Origin of the sequence: Pandoraea fibrosis (assembly GCF_000807775.2) — a bacterium.
GTDB classification, from domain to species: Bacteria; Pseudomonadota; Gammaproteobacteria; order Burkholderiales; family Burkholderiaceae; genus Pandoraea; species Pandoraea fibrosis.
Genome location: NZ_CP047385.1, coordinates 583,580 through 601,403, shown reverse-complemented (window position 1 = coordinate 601,403; position 17,824 = coordinate 583,580). Strand labels below are relative to the sequence as shown.

Here is a 17,824-nt window from a genome sequence, read left to right as displayed (position 1 = left end):
GGAAGCCGATCACTCATGGCCAATCAACGCGTCTCGCCTGCCTCCCTGATCGCCGTCGTGGTGCTGGCCAGCCTGGCTGCCGGCACGTACTGGCTCGTGCAACGCACGCTGCCGTCCGACGCCGATCGCGCGCCGTATGTGAAGCAGCACATTCCCGATTACTACGCCGACGACATGAGCATTTCCACGCTGTCGGCGAGCGGGCTCACGCAATACCGGATCAATGCGGTTCACATGACGCATTACGAAGACGACCAGACAACGGCGCTGAAAATGCCCGCCGTGCGCGCGTTCACGCCGGATCAGCCGGAAGTGACCGCCACGAGCAAGCGCGGCACGCTCAACGCCGACATGTCCATCGTCGATATGTACGACGATGCCGTGGTGGTGCGTCAGGCGGGTCCGCGCGATCCGGAAATGCGCGCGCTGTCCGAACACTTCCAGGTCCTCGTGAACGAAGACATCGTGCGCACGGAACTGCCGGTTCAGCTCTACCGTGGATCGTCGGTGATGTTCGGCGACGGCATGATTTTCAATAACATCTCGCGCGCCGTACAATTGCTCGGCAATGTTCACGGCACGATCCAGCCGGCGGAAATGGGCAGCAAGCGCCCGGCGCCGCCCGCCGCGCCAAGCGCGCCACCCCAGACTAAACAGGGCTCCAAGACCCCATGACCGATCGCCGCAACCCGCGACCCGTTTTCCTGTCGATGCGCGCACTGCGCGCGCTGGCCACCGCCTTCGCCGTGCTCGGTGCACTCGTGTCGCCGCTCGCCCATGCCGAGCGCGCCGACCGCGACAAGCCGCTCAACATCGAGTCGGACCACATGAGCTATGACGACCTCAAGCAGGTCAACATCTTCACCGGCAACGTGACGATGACCAAGGGGACGATTCTCCTCAAGGCCGATCGCGTCGAAGTGACTCAGGATCCGGAGGGTTATCAGTACGCCACGGCGTATTACAAGCCAGGCGGCCCGCTCGCCTATATGCGCCAGAAGCGCGACGGCCTCGACGAGTACATCGACGGCTGGGGCCAGACGATTTACTACAACGGCAAGACCGAAGTCGCCACGCTCACCACGCAAGCCACGCTCAAGCGTCTGGCCGGCGGCACCCGGGTGCTCGACGAGATCCACGGCAGCGTGATTACTTACGACACGTATAACGAGGTCTATACCGCGAACAGCGGCGCCGATCAGGTCAACGCCAACAATCCGAACGGCCGCGTGCGCGCCACGCTCGCCCCGCGCAATGCGACAGGGGCGAATCAGGCGCAGCCCGGCGGCGCGAGCAAGCCGGCCGCCCCCGCCCCCAAGGGCGATCTGCCGCCGCTGTCTCCCTCAAAAAGCATTGGGAATCCGCGTGAGTAATTCTGCCAACAGCAACGCTTCGACCATCAACCCCGGCTTCGGCCAAGCGGGCAAGCCGAGCGCACTCGTCGTGCGCTCGCTCAAGAAGCAATACGGTGCCCGTACCGTCGTCAAGGACGTCTCGCTGGATGTAAAAAGCGGCGAAGTCGTGGGTCTGCTGGGCCCGAACGGTGCCGGCAAGACAACGTCGTTCTACATGATCGTGGGCCTCGTGCCGGCCGACGACGGCGAGATTCAGCTCGACGGCAACCTGATCAGCGAACTGCCGATTCACGAGCGCGCTCGCATGGGAGTCTCGTATTTGCCGCAGGAAGCGTCGGTCTTTCGCAAGCTCACGGTCGAGGACAATATCCGCGCCGTGCTCGAATTGCAGCTCGATGCGCAGGGCAAACCGCTCAAGCGAGACGAAATCGATCGCCGTATTGAAGCGCTGCTCGACGAGTTGCAGGTCAGCCATCTGCGCGAGAATCCGGCCATGTCGCTCTCGGGCGGCGAGCGCCGCCGCGTGGAAATCGCCCGCGCCCTGGCCACGCAGCCGCGCTTTATTTTGCTGGACGAACCATTTGCGGGCGTCGATCCGATCGCCGTGCTGGAAATCCAGCGGATCGTGCGATTCCTGAAGGATCGTGGCATCGGTGTCCTGATTACCGACCACAACGTGCGCGAGACGCTCGGTATCTGCGATCACGCCTACATCATCAGCGAAGGCTCGGTGCTCGCCGCCGGCACGCCTGACCAGATCGTGGCCGACGAAAGCGTCCGGCGCGTGTATCTGGGCGAAAATTTCCGGATGTAAAGCTAATTTTTCGCATGTAAACCCTGCCTCCGATAGGGGACAGGGCCGGTTCCGCTGGCGTGACAAAGCCTCTACAATGAAGGCGAGACACGCTATGAAACCGACTCTTCAACTCCGCACCTCGCAGCACCTGACCCTCACGCCGCAGTTGCAGCAATCGATCCGGTTGTTGCAACTGTCTACGCTCGAACTTCAGCAGGAAGTCGAGCACGCCCTCACCCAGAACCCGATGCTCGAACGCGAGGACGATTGGCTCGCGGGCTCGGTACGTGTGGGCACGGACGGGTCGTTGCGCAACGAGCGGAGCACGTCGGCCAGTCATACGAACGACGGCTCCGAACCCGCCAACGGCCGCGATGAAGCCCGCGAACTCGACGGCGAAGCCCGCTTCGACGACAACGCGCAAGACAACGGCAGCGACTGGAGCCTGAACGACTTCGCTCGCTCGGGCAACGCCTCGGACGACGACGACAACGCGCGTCCGCAATTGCACGTCGACCATCCCAATCTTCGCGAACACCTGCTGGCGCAGTTGCGCCTGACCAAAGCCGCGCCGCGCGACCGTGCGCTGGTGGCATTCCTGATCGAATCGCTCGACGAAGACGGCTATCTCGGCACCACGCTCGACGACATCGAGGCAGAAATGCCCGAAGAGCTGGCGCTGGAAACGGAAGAGATCAACGCCGCGCTTGCCCTGCTGCAAAGCTTCGACCCCGCGGGCGTGGGGGCCCGCGGTCCGGCGGAATGCCTGCGCCTGCAACTCCAGCGCCTGCCCGCGAGCAGCGTTCGCACGCTCTCGCTGCGTATCGTCAGCGATCACCTGGAACTGCTCGCCGCCCGCGATTACACTCGCCTGCGCCGCCTGCTGGGCGTGAGCGAAGACAGCTTGCGTGCCGCCCATCAACTGATTCGCTCGCTCGACCCGTTCCCCGGCGCCGCCTATGGTTCGCCTCAGGCCGATTACGTCATCCCCGATGTGCTCGTGCGCAGACAGGGCAGCGGCTGGACCGCAGAGCTGAATCCCGACGTCATGCCGCGCCTGCGCATCAACGAGATGTACGCGCGCATTCTGCGCAATAACCGCAACGATCCGGGCACCGGCAACTTGCAGCAGCAGCTTCAGGAAGCGCGCTGGCTGATCAAAAACATTCAGCAGCGCTTCGATACGATCCTGCGCGTGGCGCAGGCGATTGTCGAGCGTCAAAAGAACTTCTTCACGCACGGCGAAATCGGCATGCGGCCCTTGGTTTTACGCGAGATTGCTGATACGCTGGGTTTACACGAATCCACGATTTCACGCGTGACTACCAGTAAGTACATGCTCACTCCATTCGGAACCTTTGAGCTGAAGTACTTTTTTGGTTCACATGTGGCAACGGAAGCCGGGGGCGCAGCGTCATCGACCGCCATCCGCGCACTCATCAAGCAACTCATAGGAGCAGAAGACCCGCAGAGCCCCCTTTCCGACAGCCGTATCGCGGAACTGCTGGCAGAGCAAGGGTTCGTGGTAGCGCGGCGCACCGTCGCGAAATACCGCGAGGCCATGCGAATCCCCGCAGTGAACTTGCGCAAATCTTTGTAGGACGGTCCTGGTGCGCCATGTTGGCTCGCTGGGGCATAACGCCGCAGTGCGACATTGCGTCACGTCAATGGCTCGCACTCCCGCTAGCCAGCGTCGCTCATGACGCGGCCTGCACTTCGGCATTTCAGCAAGGAGAGCAGCTATGAATCTGAAGATCAGTGGACATCACCTCGAACTCACGCCGTCACTGCGCGAATTTGTCGTCAACAAGCTCGAACGCGTGTTGAGGCATTTCGACCAGCTCATTGGCGCCGAGGTGATCCTATCTGTCGACAAGACCAAGGAGAAGGCCGGACGCCAGATTGCTAGCGTCACCGTGTATCTCAAGGGCAAGGAAATTTTCGTCGAGAAGTGTGACGAGAATATGTATGCCGCCATCGACAAGCTGATCGACATGCTCGACCGCAAGGTAATGCAATACAAGGACAAGGTTCAGGATCACGGTCGCGAGGCCCTCAAGCACCAGCAACCTCCCGAGGCGGAACCGCTGCAATGAGTCTGTCCGGGCGTGGTAGTCGCATTGACTGACAGCCTCGTGAAATCGCACGGAACCACCCGAGCGCACACGCGTCTGTCATAAGTCTGGCATCACCCACCGCGGGGCCGTTGAACGGCCCCTTTTGTATGGTTCCGCCAAGTTCCGTGGATTGCCGCGGCCGCTGCGGCGGGTGGTCTATAATGCGTGGTCAATCGGGGGTTGGAGGGCGACTCAGCGTTCGCCCGCATTACAAGATGAACCGTTTAGTCAAACTCTTACCTGCGTCCAACATCCTGCTTGGACTGTCAGTCACCAGCAAGAAGCGCGTCTTCGAGCAAGCCGGGCTACTTTTCGAAAACAATGCCGGCCTGTCGCGCGCGCTTGTGACCGACAATCTGTTCGCACGCGAGCGTCTCGGCTCGACCGGACTGGGCGAAGGCGTGGCCATTCCACATGGCCGAATCAAGGGCCTCAAGCATCCGATGGCCGCCTTCGTGCGCCTCGATGACCCGATTCCCTTCGAAGCGCCCGACAGCCAGCCGGTGTCCCTGCTGTTCTTCCTGCTGGTACCGGAGCAGGCAACGCAGCAACATCTTGAGATTCTTTCCGAAATTGCCCAGTTGCTCTCCGATCGCGCGATGCGCGAGACGTTGACCCACGCGCCGAGTGCCGACGAGATCCACGCCGCACTCGCCAACTGGCAGCCCTGAGCCGGCGCTTGCGCCGGTATCCGCCGCGAACATCCGAGAATTCGTAGCTCCCACACCCAACCGAACGAGGCGACGCGGTGGAACTGACCGGCATCAACGCGCAAAGCATTTTCGACGACAACGCCGCCACGCTTCGTTTGTCGTGGCTGACCGGCCATGAGGGATGGGAGCGCGGTTTCACGCCCGAGAGCGTCGCCACCGCCACGTCAAGCGCCGACCTCGTCGGTCACCTGAACCTCATCCACCCGAACCGGATTCAGGTGCTGGGTGAGGCCGAACTGCGTTACTACCAGCGCCTGACGGACGAAAATCGTAAGCGTCATATGGGCGAGGTAATTGCGCTCGAGCCACCGTTTCTCGTCGTGGCCGATGGCCTCGAAGCCCCGCCCGATCTGGTGCTGCGCTGTACCCGTTCATCTACCCCGCTGTTCACCACGCCGATGTCGACGGCGGCCGTCATCGACAGCCTGCGTCTGTACATTTCGCGTGTGTTCGCGCCACGATGCACGATGCACGGCGTGTTTCTCGACATTCTGGGCATGGGCGTGCTGCTCACCGGCGACTCCGGCCTGGGCAAGAGCGAACTCGGCCTGGAACTGATCAGCCGGGGTCATGGGCTGGTGGCAGACGATGCCGTCGATTTCGTGCGTCTCGGACCGGATTTCGTTGAAGGCCGGTGCCCGCCGCTGCTGCAAAACCTGCTGGAAGTACGCGGACTCGGCCTGCTCGACATCAAGACGATCTTCGGTGAAACGGCAGTGCGCCGGAAGATGAAGCTCAAGCTGATCGTTCAACTGGTGCGCCGCCCCGATGGCGAATTCCAGCGCCTGCCGCTCGAAGCGCAGACGGTGGATGTCCTGGGCCTGCCCATCAACAAGGTCATCCTGCAAGTGGCCGCCGGGCGAAACCTCGCCGTGCTGGTCGAAGCCGCCGTGCGCAATACGATCCTGCAACTGCGCGGCATCGATACCCTCAAGGACTTCATGGAACGCCAGCGGCAAGCCATGCAGGACCCGGACGGCATGCAGGGCAAGCTGCTCTGAACCCCCACGGGTAACGCCGGTCGTTGCCCAAAACGCCGGGGTTTACCGCAATTTCTGCTTTTTTCTGTCAACGCCGCGCGATTGCGGCGCGTTTTCTTTCATGTTGTAATCGCCACGCGGTCCCTTCCCGTGCGTGTCGACCTTATGGAGAGACGATCATGAAAAAAGCACTCGCTGCATGGCTTCTGGTATCCCCGCTGCTCGCATCGCCCGTGTTCGCCCAAACGGCCGCCCCGGCGCCAGCTCCCAAGGCAGCCAATTCCCAACAGAACAAGATGAGCACCTGCAATACGCAGGCAGGCGACAAGAAGGGTGACGATCGCAAGGCGTTCATGAAGGACTGCCTGTCGAGCAAGCCAGCCGCCGCCGCCAAGCCGACCCAGCAGGAAAAGATGAAGACGTGTAATGCGCAAGCCGCCGACAAGAAAGGCGACGATCGCAAAGCCTTCATGAAGTCGTGCCTGTCGAACAAACCGGCGGCCTGACGGTTTTCCCCGCCGACGCTCGCCCGACGGCGCCCTACGGGCGCCGTTGTCGCATGTGAAACGCCGTTCTCTCGTGAATCAAGAGAAATCGTCGGGAACGTTCTCGTTTCTGTCGTCTCGACACCCGTAAGACACAATCGCTTACCATGATGGTTGTATCCGGGAAATGTCATGAAGATCGTACTGATTACCGGCGTTTCGGGTTCCGGCAAATCGCTCGCCCTGAACGTCCTCGAGGATGCGGGTTACTACTGCGTCGACAATCTGCCGTCGCGCTTTCTGCCTGAACTCGCCGAATATCTCGAAACGCAGAACTACACGCGCCTCGCCGTCGCTATCGACGCGAGAAGCGGCGGCTCGCTCGCCGATTTGCCACCCATCATCGGTGGACTGCGCCGCTTCGGCCACGACGTGCGCGCACTGTTCCTCAACGCCACCACGCAAACGCTCGTACAGCGCTTCTCCGAAACGCGTCGCCGTCACCCGCTCTCAGCCTCCGGCGACGATACGGTCTCGGCGACCGGTTCGCTCGTCGAGGCGATCGAGAAAGAGCGCGAGATGCTCAACAGCGTGACCGAACTGGGTCACCAGATCGACACCAGCAATTTGCGCGCAAGCGCGCTGCGCCGCTGGATTCGCGAATTCGTCCAACACGATCACACCGGACTCACGCTGATGTTCGAGTCGTTCGGATTCAAGCACGGCGTGCCGCTCGACGCCGATCTCGTGTTCGACGTGCGCTCTCTGCCCAATCCGTATTACGACACACAGCTTCGCCCGCTCACCGGGCGCGATCAGCCGGTCATCGACTTCCTCTCGGCCATTCCGGAAGTCGACGAGATGACCAACGATATCGGCGCGTATCTGCACAAATGGCTGCCGAGCTATATGCGCGACAACCGTAGCTATCTGACGGTAGCGATCGGCTGCACGGGCGGTCAGCACCGCTCCGTATTCATTGCCGAAACGTTGGGCGCTCGTTTCCGGACGGAAGCCAGCGTGCTCGTGCGCCATCGTGAACTCGCCCCGCCCGACCCCACGCCTATCCCCTGATTCAGGCCGGCAAACTGAGTTGACCGTCGTCCGGCGAAATCGCCGCCAGCGCGTCGGCAATCTTGCGAATCGGCGACGGCAATCCAGCGGCAGCGATGCCCGCGGTATCGAACCAGGCGTGACGCAAATCTCCTGATCGCGCGGCCGATGCCCCGGACAACGTCACCAGCCACGGCCGCAAGTGCAGCCGGAAATGCGTGAAGACGTGCGTGAGCCCCTGAAGCGGCACGATTGACTGCACCACGCCCTGCCTTGCCCCCAGGGCCGCCGCATGCGCGCTCAGACGCTCGCGCAGCGACGCATCGTCCACCTCACGCTCACCGGCCGGCGGTGTCAATTCCGGAAAACTCCAGAGCCCGCCCCAGATCCCGCTGTCGGGCCGTCGTTCGAACAAGATGCGCTCGTGCGCGCAAATCACCAGCACGTCGACATAGCGCTCGGGTTGCACTTTCTTCGGCTTGGATGTCGGCAACACACGCTCGCGTCCCGTGGCATGGGCCACGCAATCGCTGTCGAACGGGCACTCGCCGCAACGCGGCTTGCCACGTCCGCACAGCGTCGCACCGAGATCCATCATGCCCTGCGTGTAAGCGGGCAAGTCGCTTTTCGGCAGCAACGATTCCGCCAGCGCCCACATCTCCCGCTCGATCTTCGGCGTCCCCGGAAAGCCCTCGATGCCGAACACGCGCGCCAGCACGCGTTTGACATTGCCGTCGAGAATCGCGGCGTGCGCATCGTAAGCAAATGCGGCAATCGCGGCGGCCGTCGAGCGGCCAATGCCCGGCAGCGTAGCGAGTGTCTCGGGATCCGACGGGAAACGTCCGCCATGTTCAGCGACGACGACCTGCGCGCAACGATGCAGGTTGCGCGCCCGCGAGTAGTAACCAAGGCCGGCCCAGAGCGCCATGACGTCGTCCTGCGGTGCGCTGGCGAGCGCGGCTACATCGGGAAAGCGTTCGAGAAATCGCCCGTAATACGGAATGACCGTGGCGACCTGTGTCTGTTGCAACATGATTTCGGACAGCCAGATGCGATAGGCGTCGCGCGTGTTCTGCCATGGCAGGTCGTGGCGGCCGTGCTCCGCCTGCCAGGCGATGAGGCGCTCGGCAAAAGTGCCCGCAAGCGAGTTGGCAGGAAGATCGTTGGACGATTCGTTCATATGGATTTCGGGGGGCGTCGGGGGCAGCAGTCGATGGCAGACGAAGACGCATTGCGTTGCCGCTCAATCGGCCATCGCCGCTGTGTTATTTCTGACAATGCGGGCAGAAGAACGTGGAGCGCTGGCCCTGCACGATCTGTCGGATCGGCGTGCCACACACCCGACACGGTTGTCCGGTGCGATCGTAGACAAAATACTCCTGTTGGAAATAGCCGCTCTTGCCGTCGCTGCCGACGAAGTCGCGCAATGTGCTGCCGCCCTTCTCGATGGCGGCGGCCAGCACGTCTTTGACCGCTTTTGCGAGCTTGTCCGCACGCGGACGCGAGAGTTTGCCAGCCGGCATGCGCGGATGGATACCGGCGCGAAAGAGACTCTCCGACGCATAAATGTTACCCACACCCACCACAATGCTGCCCGCGAGCAGCGCCTGTTTGATGGCGACCGTGCGGCCGCGTGTGCCGGCATACAGCCAGTTGCCGTCGAAGTCGTCCGTCAGGGGCTCCACGCCGAGACTGGCGAGCAGCGGATGCAGGAGCACATCGCCGGCCGAGCGCGGATGGAACAGCACCGCGCCGAAACGGCGAGGATCGCGATAGCGCAGCGCGCACCGCTCGAACACCAGGTCGATGTGGTCATGCACGCCAGCGGTGGGAAGCGCCTCCGGTTCGGGCATCACGCGCAGGGTGCCCGTCATTCCGAGATGCACGAGCAACCAGCCGGGCGCGTACTCGAGCAGCAAATACTTGCCGCGACGAGTCACACCGACGAGCGTTTCACCACGCAGGAGCGTGTCGAGGCCATCGGGCACCGGCCAGCGCAACGCGCCGTTGCGCACGTCGATACGCGCGATACGCGTGCCCGCCACGTGCGGCGCAATACCGCGGCGGGTAACTTCGACTTCTGGGAGTTCAGGCATGCCTGCGAACGTTTGCTGAGGATTTAGACTCTATTGTATCGGGCGCGCTACAATCGCTCGAAACCTGCCGTGGATCCCTATGCCGAACACCCGATTCCAGTCCATTCCCGCCGCCGACAAGACAGCGCTCACCGTGGCACCCGTGGTTTTGCGCCTGCGCGGCGCCCTGGCACGCGGGGCGTGGGCCGGCGCCACGGCGCTCAGCGTAACGTGCGCCAGCGCGATCATGGCATTCCTGCCATCTTCGAATGCATTCGCGCAGACCGGCCCTGCCGCACAAACGGCGCCGAAAGCACCGGCGGTGCCGTCCAACGCAGTCGCACCCGGCGCGGCCAGTGACGCCGATGCGGATGTCGACAGCGACGATGTCAAACCGAACGCGAACATCCCGCGCGAAAAGCTGCCGAACGTCGCGCTCACCAGCGAAATCGTTTTCGAAGTAATGGCCGCCGAGCTGAGCCTGCAACAAGGCAGTCTCGCACCGGCGTTCAACACGTACATCGCCCTGGCGAACCGGACCAAGGATCCGCGCATGGCGCGCCGTTCGGTCGAGATCGCGCTGGGTGCGCGTCAGCTCGGCGATGCGCTGGTGGCCGCCCGTCTGTGGCATCAGCTCGACCCGACCTGGCGTCCGGCGTCGCAATTGCTCGCGAGCCTCGAAGTCGGCACCGGCCATCTGGCCGAAGCCGAACCGCTGCTGGTCGACGAACTGAACAAGGTGCCGGAAGCGCGTCGCGGTCAGGCCATTCTCGAACTTCAGCAGATGATTGCGCGCAGTCCGGAGCGCGCTACGGGCATCGATTCGCTCAAGCGCATGCTGGCGAACGACATGCAGCGCCCCGAGGCGCAACTGGCGATCGCCCGCTCGCAACTCGACGCAGGTGACACAGCCGGCGCACGCGTGTCGCTCGAAACGGCCCTCAAGCTCAAGCCCGACTACGAAGCCGCGGCTCTTCTTTATGGGCAGATGGGCCCGGAAGAGCGCACCAGCGCCATCGCCGGATTGAAGACGTTCCTCGATCGCAACCCGAACGCCAAGGAAGCGCGCTTCGCCTACGCCAAGCTGCTGCTCGCCGACAACCAGCTCGATGCGGCACAGAAGCAGTTCGAGACGCTGGAGAAGCGTTACCCGCACGAACTCTCGACGCTCATGGCGCTCGCGCTGCTCAACCTGCACGCCAAGCATCCCGAACACGCCGAGCAGTATCTGCAGAAGTACGCGGCAGAAGCGGAACAGCAGAACACCGATGGCGCTCAGGCCTACGTCTATCTCGCGCAGATCGCGCAGGATCGCAAGGATTATCCGGCCGCCGACAAGTGGCTCTCGAAGATTCGCGAAGACAGCAACGCGTATCTGCCCGCACAGATCGGTCGCGCACAATTGCTCGCCGATCAGGGCAAGGTCGAAGAAGGTCGTGCCCTGTTGCATGGCATCAAGTCGAGCGACCCGCGCGAGCAACTCGCACTCAAGCGCGCCGAATCGGATCTGCTCGTCAAGGCGAAGCGCTACGACGACGCAGAGAAGCTGCTCGCCGTCGAGGTCAAGAACAACCCCGACGACCCGGACCTGCTCTATCAGTACGGCATGGTGGCCGAACTGAACAAGCATTACGACGTGATGGAAAAGGCGATGCGTCGCGTGATGACGTCGCAGCCCGATAACGCACAGGCATACAACGCGCTGGGCTATTCGCTGACCGAGCGCAATATCCGTTTGCCGGAAGCGCTCAAGCTGCTGCAAAAGGCGTCGTCGCTCGCTCCGGAAGATCCGTACATCATGGACAGTCTGGCCTGGGTGAAGTATCGCCTCGGCGACAAGCAGCAAGCCCTTGATTTGCTGCGCCGCGCGTATGGCATTCAGGCACAGGCGGAAATCGGCGCGCATCTGGGCGAAGTGCTGTGGGAATCTGGTCAGCAGGACGAAGCGCGCAAGACGTGGCGCGAAGCGTTGAAACTCGATGGCGACGATGACACTCTGCGCTCGACCATGAAGCGCTACAACGTGGCCCCGTAATGCGAATGATGTCGACGTTCTCGCTTCGTGCTGCATCGTTCTCGTTCGGGGGATCTCGCTCGATTCGCGCCATGACGCTGGCGCTGGCCTGCGCGGGCGCCGTGCTGGCGACGGGTTGCGCGAGTCTCGCACCGCCCGTGCCGACCACGGCGCCGGACGGCGCGAGCGTCGAACACTATCGCGGCCGCTTCGCCGTGCGTTACGAGCAAAACGGCGAAGCACGTAACACTTACGGCAATTTCGACTGGCAGCAAAGCGGCGAGAACGCGACGGTTCAACTGCTCGATCCGCTTGGGCAAACACAGGCGATCGTGCGCGAAAATCCGCGGCGTGCGTCGCTCGAGTTGCCCGGCAAGGCACCGTTGACCGGCCCGCGTCTCGAAGATGTCATGCACGACGCGCTCGGCTTTGCGCTGCCGGTGGGCGGACTGCGCTACTGGTTGCGCATGCAGAGCGCGCCGGGCTCGCAGGCCAGCATCGAACGCGATCCGCAAACGCAACGTCCGACGCATCTGAAACAAGACGGCTGGACGATCGACTATCAGGCCTATTTCGATGGCTCGCCGCTGCGGGTCAAACGCCTTGACCTCTCGCGCGACCTCGACGGCTCGCCGCTCGCCGTCCGGCTGGTGATCGACGAGTAAGTCCCGGTCGGGTTGCGCGTGGATCATCGCATCGCCCGTCTCATCTCTCGTCGCACCTCGCATCTTTCACTCCGCTTTCGCCGACGAGATGGCAACGCCTGCACGGGCGTTGCCGCCGCGACGATGCTATCCTTGGCGCCGCCCCGTCTGACCGGCATCGACCTTGCGAACGCACGTTTGCGTGCCGTTCCCCTATCGATCGGACTCATCGGGACGTTTCCCCTATTTCCGGACATCGGTGTCGCGCGCGTCGCGGCGACGATACCCGCTAGCCCTCGTGTCGCATCGCCATGTACGAAATCCTGCGTGACTGCCCGGCTCCGGCCAAGCTGAACCTGTTCCTGCACATCGTGGGACGCCGGCCGAATGGCTATCACGAGCTGCAAACCGTCTTCCAACTGATCGATTGGGCCGACACGCTGCATTTCGAGCGCCGGGACGATGGCCAGATCGTGCACACGAACCCGCTGCCGGGTGTGCCGCCGGAAACCGATCTCACCGTGCGGGCGGCGCGTTTGCTGCAGGAACATTGCGGCGTGCGTTTCGGCGTGGACATCGCCATCGAGAAGCGCCTGCCCGCGGGCGGCGGTATCGGTGGCGGCAGTTCGGATGCCGCGACGACGCTACTCGCGCTCAATCGCATGTGGCAACTGAATCTGTCGCGCACCGAGCTTCAGACGCTTGCCCTGAAACTGGGCGCCGACGTGCCGTTCTTCGTTTTCGGCAAAAATGCCTTCGCCGAGGGCCTGGGCGAGGAGTTGCACGCCGTCGATTTGCCGCAACGACACTTCCTCGTCGTGAATCCGCGCGTGCACGTCGCGACAGACAAAATATTTCGCGACCCCCTGTTGACAAGGGATACGAAGATCGTCACAATGGCGTTCTTTCTTGAGCACGCCAGCAAAAACATGCTCGAAACGGATGAAATCTTCCGTAACGACATGCAGGCGGCAGTCACTCGAGAATACGCGGAAGTCGCTGCTGTGATTGACTGGTTCAGAACCTTCACCACGGCACGCATGACAGGTTCCGGCGCCAGCGTGTTTGCGGTATTCGACACGAAGGCAGAGGCGGAAGCGGCATGCAAGCGATTGCCAGAGCGCTGGATCGGTCAAGTGACCACCAGTCTGGCCGAACACCCAATGTTCGGATTTGCGTGAGAAAGTTTTACTTTGTTGCGTTTCCTACGACGCAGCAAGGGCATCGGTTAGTGTAGGGGAGTCGCCAAGTTGGTTAAGGCACCGGATTTTGATTCCGGCATACGAGGGTTCGAGTCCTTCCTCCCCTGCCAATTTCTCTGTCGTGCAGTGTCAGCATCCAAACGTTCCGCAGGTAGCCAGATGAGTAGTGATAACCTAATGGTATTCACCGGGAACGCCAATCCCGCCCTGGCCCAAGCGGTCGTCGACACGCTCGGCATCCCGCTCGGCAAGGCCATGGCGAGCCGGTTCTCCGACGGTGAAATCCAGGTCGAAATTCAGGAAAACGTGCGCGGCAAGGACGTCTTCGTCCTCCAGTCGACGTGCGCACCGACCAACGACAACCTGATGGAACTGATGATCATGGTCGACGCGCTCAAGCGCGCTTCTGCCGGCCGGATCACTGCTGCCATCCCGTACTTCGGCTATGCCCGTCAAGATCGTCGCCCCCGTTCGGCGCGCGTGGCGATCTCGGCGAAGGTCGTGGCCAACATGCTGCAAATCGCAGGCGTCGAGCGCATTATCACGATGGACCTGCACGCCGACCAGATTCAGGGTTTCTTCGATATCCCGGTCGACAATATTTACGCTTCGCCGCTGCTGCTCGCAGATGTGCGCGAGCAGAACCACGAAAACCTGCTGGTGGTGTCGCCGGACGTCGGCGGTGTGGTTCGCGCCCGTGCCCTCGCTAAGCAACTGCACTGCGATCTGGCCATCATCGACAAGCGTCGTCCGAAGGCCAACGTGGCCGAAGTGATGAACATCATCGGTGAAGTCGAAGGCCGTACCTGCGTCATCATGGACGACATGGTCGACACCGCCGGTACGCTGTGCAAAGCTGCGCAAGTACTGAAGGAGCGTGGCGCACAGAAGGTGTTCGCGTACTGCACGCACCCGGTGCTGTCCGGTGGTGCTGCGGCGCGTATCAACGCCTCGGAGCTGGACGAAGTGGTCGTGACGGACACGATTCCGCTGCGCGACGACTCGAAGGGCGGCAAGATTCGCCAGCTGAGCTGCGCCAATCTGCTCGCCGAAACGTTCTCGCGGATTCGTCGCGGCGACTCGGTGATGTCGCTGTTCGCGGAATAAGCGTTCTATAGGATTTTGCGGCGGCGCCTGTGTGGCGCCGTTGTTATGTCGGCGGGGAGCATCTCCCCGCCTTTGTCGTTCCTGAAGCCTGTGTTTTTTGGCGGGATCTTCGGGAAGAAATCGCTGCCTGGTCGCGGGCAGTCCAAGGAGTTGTTATGAAAGTCGTCGCTTTTGAGCGTAATCTGCAAGGTACGGGTGCGAGCCGCCGCCTGCGCAATGCCGGTAAGACCGCGGGCATCGTGTACGGTGGTAATGTCGATCCGAAATTGATCGAACTCGATCACAACGCCCTGTGGCACGCCCTCCGCAAGGAAGCCTTCCACTCGTCGATTCTCGAGCTGGAAGTTGCCGGCAAGACCGAACAAGTGCTGCTGCGCGATGTGCAGTACCACCCGTTCAAGCAACTGGTTCTGCACGTGGATTTCCAACGTGTCGACCCGAACAAGTCGATCCACGTGAAGGTGCCCCTGCACTTCCTGGGCGCTGAGAACGCCCCGGCCGTGAAGCTGGCGTCGAACGTGATCAGCCACACCGTGAACGAACTCGACATCAACTGCCTGCCGGGCAAGCTGCCGGAATTCCTGGAAGTTGACCTGTCGAAGCTGGAAGCCGGTCAATCGGTGCACGCCAAGGACGTCAAGCTGCCCGCCGGCGTGACGCTGACGCTGCACGTCGAGCAAGAAAACCCGGTGGTGGCGCAAGCCGTCCAACCGGCTGGTGTTGCTGCTGACGAAGCGGCCGCCCCGGCTGCCGAAGGCGAAACGCCGGCTGCCTAAGCCTCGTGCGTTAGCTTTCAGCGGCGACGCTGGACGCAAGACCCGCCGCGACATTCCTGTCCGGCGGGTTTTTTTATTGGCGGTGCGTATGCCCGACGGTACGCGCACCAAGATCCTGATACCGAAATGATCAAGCTGATCGCAGGGCTCGGCAATCCGGGCGCCGAATATACAGCGACGCGTCACAACGCCGGCTTCTGGTTCGTCGACGCGCTGGCGCAGCAATGCGGCGCCTCGCTCACCCACCAGAAGCACTTCCACGGCTTCTCCGCGCGTGCGCGCATCGCCGGTCAGGAGGTGTGGCTGCTCGAGCCGCAGACCTTCATGAACCGCTCGGGGCAGTCGGTCGTCGCCCTCGCGCGCTTCTACAAGATTCTGCCGGATGAGATTCTCGTCGTGCATGACGAACTGGATCTGCTGCCGGGTGCCGTCAAGCTCAAGCGAGGCGGCGGCAGCGGCGGCCACAACGGCCTCAAGGACATTGCCGCCCACCTGACGACGCCCGAATTCTGGCGCCTGCGCCTGGGCATCGGCCATCCGCGCACGCTGCAACCGGCGGGCAGTCAGCAACAGGTCGTGGACTTCGTGCTCAAGCCGCCGCGCAAGGAAGAGCAAGCCCTGATCGACGACGCCATGTCGCGCTCACTCGACATCATCGATCTGGTCGTCAAAGGCGAGATGGAAAAAGCGATGATGCGTCTGCACGCCACGCCGGGGAAGTAAGCGCAGCGGCAGAGCAGCGGAGCGGCGGACGAACGAGCGGCATGGCGCCGCTCAGGCCGTCTTATCCGCTTGCAGGTGGGTGTATTTCGCGAGCAGTTGCTCGGGCGTCTCGACGTGTTCGGGGTTGATGGGAATGCACTCCACCGGACACACTTGCACACACTGCGGTTCATCAAAGTGACCGACACACTCGGTGCACTTGTTCGGGTCGATCTCGTAGATCTCGACCCCCATCGAAATTGCGTCGTTCGGGCACTCGGGCTCGCACACGTCGCAATTGATGCATTCATCGGTAATCATCAAGGCCATACGGCACCTCCAGCCGTATCGCAACGCCGGTCAGCCGTGAAGCCCCGACCGGCGCGCGCGATACTCATTCCCTCGCCGGCAGCTCGCCGACTTTCGTCACCAGCCACTTTTCGACGGAAGGAAACACAAACTTGCTGACGTCGCCGCCCAGTTGAGCGATCTCGCGCACGATCGTGCCCGAGATGAACTGGTATTGGTCGGACGGCGTCATGAACATCGTCTCCACATCGGGCAACAGATAGCGGTTCATCCCTGCCATCTGAAACTCGTACTCGAAGTCGGACACGGCACGCAGACCGCGCACGATCACGCGGGCCTGGTGCTTGCGCACGAAGTCCTTGAGCAGCCCGGAAAACCCTTCCACGCTGACGTTCGGATAGTGACCCAGCACTTCACGCGCAATGTCGATGCGCTCGTCGAGCGTGAAGAACGGCTTCTTGTTTCGGCTATCCGCCACACCGACAACGAGCTTGTCGAAGATGCCCGCCGCGCGGCGAACCAGATCTTCGTGTCCTCGGGTCAGCGGGTCGAACGTCCCCGGATAGATCGCCACTACCATGCCAACGTCTCCTCGCGGCTGGGGACCGATGCTACGTACTTATTCATTGTGGTCTCTAGGTTTTCGGAATCGATTCAAGCAAATGATAATGCACCGCCCCGGCTTTCGCCCGGCGCAGGCATGCGAGGTCGAGCGCGGCGAGCGCATCGTCCTCCAGCGCAATGTCGGATTCTGCGTATATCACCCCGTTCGGGGCCAGCAGACGGGCCGCAGGCGCCAACAAGTCGCTCAGCCAACCACTCGCAAATGGGGGGTCGAGAAACACCACGTCGAATGCCCCGGGTGCCAGTGTGGTTATCAGGCGTCGGGCATCGGCCTGCACGACCTCGATCTGGCTGGCACCGAGCTTCGCCTGATTGGCGCGAAGCTGGCGCACGGCTGGCGCAGCGTGCTCGATCATCAGCACCCGCGCAGCACCGCGCGATGCCGCCTCGAACCCCAGCGCACCGCTCCCGGCAAAGGCATCGAGACACTGCATGCCGCTCAGATCTTGGCCGAGCCAGTTGAACAGCGTTTCGCGCACCCGATCGGGCGTGGGCCGCAACCCGTCGCCGGGCGGCACCGGCAGCGGCGTGCGTTTCCACTGGCCACCGATGATCCGGACTTGCTGCGGCGCGCCGCGTGCCACGTTACCCGCACCGGACTTCATACCGTCCTCCGCGACACAGCCTTGCCGAATGCCCCGTCGCCGGGGAAAAAGTGAGTTCGCGCGCGCTGCTGCACACGCCAGGAATCCAAAATCATGACAAATCACGCTACATTGTTGAGGCGAAACATACCACATCGCCCGCAATCCCCACCTTATAAGGACACGCAATCCGTAAGGCAATGTGCGAACGCGCGTGGGTCGTTGTCCGACAATGCGCAGATGCCGCACGGCGCACGCCCCCGCGGATTGACAGGAGACCGCCCGACT

The 17,824-nt window shown here is 62.5% G+C and carries 20 protein-coding genes and 1 tRNA gene; 16 read left to right on the top strand and 5 right to left on the bottom strand.

Features of this window, described 5'->3' with window-relative positions; all coding sequences use genetic code 11:
• The first annotated feature begins 15 nt into the window (after positions 1–15).
• The 9 genes from lptC (at position 16) to rapZ (ending at position 7,520) form a co-directional block, all read left to right on the top strand.
• Entirely contained in the window at positions 16–675 is a 660-nt protein-coding gene (gene lptC / locus PI93_RS02680) for an LPS export ABC transporter periplasmic protein LptC (protein ID WP_039373745.1), read from the top strand.
• Complete coding sequence (gene lptA / locus PI93_RS02675) at positions 672–1,373, top strand: lipopolysaccharide transport periplasmic protein LptA (RefSeq protein WP_039373744.1); 702 nt, start codon at positions 672–674, stop codon at positions 1,371–1,373. The genes lptC and lptA overlap by 4 nt, the downstream gene beginning before the upstream one ends.
• A gap of 25 nt (positions 1,374–1,398) precedes the next feature.
• Entirely contained in the window at positions 1,399–2,169 is a 771-nt protein-coding gene (gene lptB / locus PI93_RS02670) for an LPS export ABC transporter ATP-binding protein (RefSeq protein ID WP_039373831.1), read from the top strand.
• A 94-nt stretch (positions 2,170–2,263) separates the two neighbouring features.
• The gene (locus tag PI93_RS02665) at positions 2,264–3,751 is read left to right on the top strand and encodes an RNA polymerase factor sigma-54 (RefSeq protein ID WP_039373743.1); all 1,488 of its coding nucleotides are present in this window, start codon (positions 2,264–2,266) and stop codon (positions 3,749–3,751) included.
• A 142-nt stretch (positions 3,752–3,893) separates the two neighbouring features.
• Positions 3,894–4,247 carry a ribosome hibernation-promoting factor, HPF/YfiA family gene (hpf, locus tag PI93_RS02660; protein WP_039373742.1) on the top strand — a complete coding sequence of 118 codons (354 nt, stop codon included), beginning with the start codon at positions 3,894–3,896 and terminating at the stop codon, positions 4,245–4,247.
• Between the two features lie 236 nt (positions 4,248–4,483).
• Positions 4,484–4,939: a PTS IIA-like nitrogen regulatory protein PtsN gene (ptsN, locus tag PI93_RS02655; protein WP_039373740.1), complete on the top strand. Its 456-nt coding sequence runs from the start codon at positions 4,484–4,486 to the stop codon at positions 4,937–4,939.
• A gap of 77 nt (positions 4,940–5,016) precedes the next feature.
• Positions 5,017–5,982, top strand: coding sequence for an HPr(Ser) kinase/phosphatase (hprK, locus tag PI93_RS02650; RefSeq protein WP_010804807.1), 966 nt, complete (start codon positions 5,017–5,019; stop codon positions 5,980–5,982).
• A gap of 158 nt (positions 5,983–6,140) precedes the next feature.
• Positions 6,141–6,467: a PsiF family protein gene (locus PI93_RS02645; RefSeq protein WP_039373738.1), complete on the top strand. Its 327-nt coding sequence runs from the start codon at positions 6,141–6,143 to the stop codon at positions 6,465–6,467.
• A 171-nt stretch (positions 6,468–6,638) separates the two neighbouring features.
• Positions 6,639–7,520, top strand: a complete 882-nt coding sequence (rapZ, locus tag PI93_RS02640) for an RNase adapter RapZ (protein WP_039373736.1) — start codon at positions 6,639–6,641, stop codon at positions 7,518–7,520.
• A 1-nt stretch (position 7,521) separates the two neighbouring features.
• On the opposite strand, the gene mutY is transcribed toward rapZ, so the two are convergent.
• Together mutY and mutM are read right to left on the bottom strand one after the other, a co-directional pair.
• Entirely contained in the window at positions 7,522–8,679 is a 1,158-nt protein-coding gene (gene mutY, locus PI93_RS02635; RefSeq protein WP_039373735.1) for an A/G-specific adenine glycosylase, read from the bottom strand.
• Between the two features lie 85 nt (positions 8,680–8,764).
• Complete coding sequence (gene mutM / locus PI93_RS02630; RefSeq protein WP_039373733.1) at positions 8,765–9,595, bottom strand: bifunctional DNA-formamidopyrimidine glycosylase/DNA-(apurinic or apyrimidinic site) lyase; 831 nt, start codon at positions 9,593–9,595, stop codon at positions 8,765–8,767.
• A gap of 79 nt (positions 9,596–9,674) precedes the next feature.
• On the opposite strand from mutM, the gene PI93_RS02625 reads away from it, so the two are divergent.
• The 7 genes from PI93_RS02625 to pth all read left to right on the top strand — a co-directional run bounded on the left by PI93_RS02625 (position 9,675) and on the right by pth (position 16,040).
• The gene (locus tag PI93_RS02625; RefSeq protein ID WP_039373731.1) at positions 9,675–11,609 is read left to right on the top strand and encodes a tetratricopeptide repeat protein; all 1,935 of its coding nucleotides are present in this window, start codon (positions 9,675–9,677) and stop codon (positions 11,607–11,609) included.
• A 5-nt stretch (positions 11,610–11,614) separates the two neighbouring features.
• Positions 11,615–12,253: an outer membrane lipoprotein LolB gene (locus PI93_RS02620; protein WP_052245656.1), complete on the top strand. Its 639-nt coding sequence runs from the start codon at positions 11,615–11,617 to the stop codon at positions 12,251–12,253.
• A 290-nt stretch (positions 12,254–12,543) separates the two neighbouring features.
• A complete protein-coding gene (gene ispE / locus PI93_RS02615; protein WP_039373729.1) occupies positions 12,544–13,413 on the top strand; it encodes a 4-(cytidine 5'-diphospho)-2-C-methyl-D-erythritol kinase in 870 nt (289 codons plus the stop codon).
• Positions 13,414–13,467: 54 nt separating this feature from the next.
• Positions 13,468–13,544: transfer RNA gene (locus tag PI93_RS02610), tRNA-Gln, on the top strand.
• Between the two features lie 49 nt (positions 13,545–13,593).
• Entirely contained in the window at positions 13,594–14,541 is a 948-nt protein-coding gene (locus tag PI93_RS02605; RefSeq protein WP_039373727.1) for a ribose-phosphate pyrophosphokinase, read from the top strand.
• A 155-nt stretch (positions 14,542–14,696) separates the two neighbouring features.
• Complete coding sequence (locus PI93_RS02600; RefSeq protein ID WP_039373726.1) at positions 14,697–15,317, top strand: 50S ribosomal protein L25/general stress protein Ctc; 621 nt, start codon at positions 14,697–14,699, stop codon at positions 15,315–15,317.
• Positions 15,318–15,443: 126 nt separating this feature from the next.
• The gene (pth, locus tag PI93_RS02595) at positions 15,444–16,040 is read left to right on the top strand and encodes an aminoacyl-tRNA hydrolase (RefSeq protein WP_039373724.1); all 597 of its coding nucleotides are present in this window, start codon (positions 15,444–15,446) and stop codon (positions 16,038–16,040) included.
• A gap of 51 nt (positions 16,041–16,091) precedes the next feature.
• Here the strand turns inward: pth and PI93_RS02590 are convergent, their stop codons facing one another.
• The 3 genes from PI93_RS02590 to rsmD form a co-directional block, all read right to left on the bottom strand.
• Positions 16,092–16,349 (bottom strand): YfhL family 4Fe-4S dicluster ferredoxin, encoded by a 258-nt coding sequence (locus PI93_RS02590; RefSeq protein WP_039373722.1) that lies wholly within the window; start codon positions 16,347–16,349, stop codon positions 16,092–16,094.
• A gap of 64 nt (positions 16,350–16,413) precedes the next feature.
• The gene (coaD, locus tag PI93_RS02585) at positions 16,414–16,908 is read right to left on the bottom strand and encodes a pantetheine-phosphate adenylyltransferase (protein ID WP_039373721.1); all 495 of its coding nucleotides are present in this window, start codon (positions 16,906–16,908) and stop codon (positions 16,414–16,416) included.
• A gap of 55 nt (positions 16,909–16,963) precedes the next feature.
• Positions 16,964–17,557 (bottom strand): 16S rRNA (guanine(966)-N(2))-methyltransferase RsmD, encoded by a 594-nt coding sequence (gene rsmD, locus PI93_RS02580; protein ID WP_039373719.1) that lies wholly within the window; start codon positions 17,555–17,557, stop codon positions 16,964–16,966.
• Positions 17,558–17,824: the final 267 nt, after the last annotated feature.

Excerpts from the sequence above, each read along its gene's own strand:
- lptC (WP_039373745.1), top strand. The coding sequence starts at position 16 with ATGGCCAATCAACGCGTCTCGCCTGCCTCCCTGATCGCCGTCGTGGTG.
- lptA (WP_039373744.1), top strand. The coding sequence starts at position 672 with ATGACCGATCGCCGCAACCCGCGACCCGTTTTCCTGTCGATGCGCGCA.
- PI93_RS02665 (WP_039373743.1), top strand. The coding sequence starts at position 2,264 with ATGAAACCGACTCTTCAACTCCGCACCTCGCAGCACCTGACCCTCACG.
- hpf (WP_039373742.1), top strand. The coding sequence starts at position 3,894 with ATGAATCTGAAGATCAGTGGACATCACCTCGAACTCACGCCGTCACTG.
- ptsN (WP_039373740.1), top strand. The coding sequence starts at position 4,484 with ATGAACCGTTTAGTCAAACTCTTACCTGCGTCCAACATCCTGCTTGGA.
- PI93_RS02645 (WP_039373738.1), top strand. The coding sequence starts at position 6,141 with ATGAAAAAAGCACTCGCTGCATGGCTTCTGGTATCCCCGCTGCTCGCA.
- rapZ (WP_039373736.1), top strand. The coding sequence starts at position 6,639 with ATGAAGATCGTACTGATTACCGGCGTTTCGGGTTCCGGCAAATCGCTC.
- mutY (WP_039373735.1), bottom strand. The coding sequence starts at position 8,679 with ATGAACGAATCGTCCAACGATCTTCCTGCCAACTCGCTTGCGGGCACT.
- mutM (WP_039373733.1), bottom strand. The coding sequence starts at position 9,595 with ATGCCTGAACTCCCAGAAGTCGAAGTTACCCGCCGCGGTATTGCGCCG.
- PI93_RS02625 (WP_039373731.1), top strand. The coding sequence starts at position 9,675 with ATGCCGAACACCCGATTCCAGTCCATTCCCGCCGCCGACAAGACAGCG.
- PI93_RS02620 (WP_052245656.1), top strand. The coding sequence starts at position 11,615 with ATGATGTCGACGTTCTCGCTTCGTGCTGCATCGTTCTCGTTCGGGGGA.
- ispE (WP_039373729.1), top strand. The coding sequence starts at position 12,544 with ATGTACGAAATCCTGCGTGACTGCCCGGCTCCGGCCAAGCTGAACCTG.
- PI93_RS02605 (WP_039373727.1), top strand. The coding sequence starts at position 13,594 with ATGAGTAGTGATAACCTAATGGTATTCACCGGGAACGCCAATCCCGCC.
- PI93_RS02600 (WP_039373726.1), top strand. The coding sequence starts at position 14,697 with ATGAAAGTCGTCGCTTTTGAGCGTAATCTGCAAGGTACGGGTGCGAGC.
- pth (WP_039373724.1), top strand. The coding sequence starts at position 15,444 with ATGATCAAGCTGATCGCAGGGCTCGGCAATCCGGGCGCCGAATATACA.
- PI93_RS02590 (WP_039373722.1), bottom strand. The coding sequence starts at position 16,349 with ATGGCCTTGATGATTACCGATGAATGCATCAATTGCGACGTGTGCGAG.
- coaD (WP_039373721.1), bottom strand. The coding sequence starts at position 16,908 with ATGGTAGTGGCGATCTATCCGGGGACGTTCGACCCGCTGACCCGAGGA.
- rsmD (WP_039373719.1), bottom strand. The coding sequence starts at position 17,557 with ATGAAGTCCGGTGCGGGTAACGTGGCACGCGGCGCGCCGCAGCAAGTC.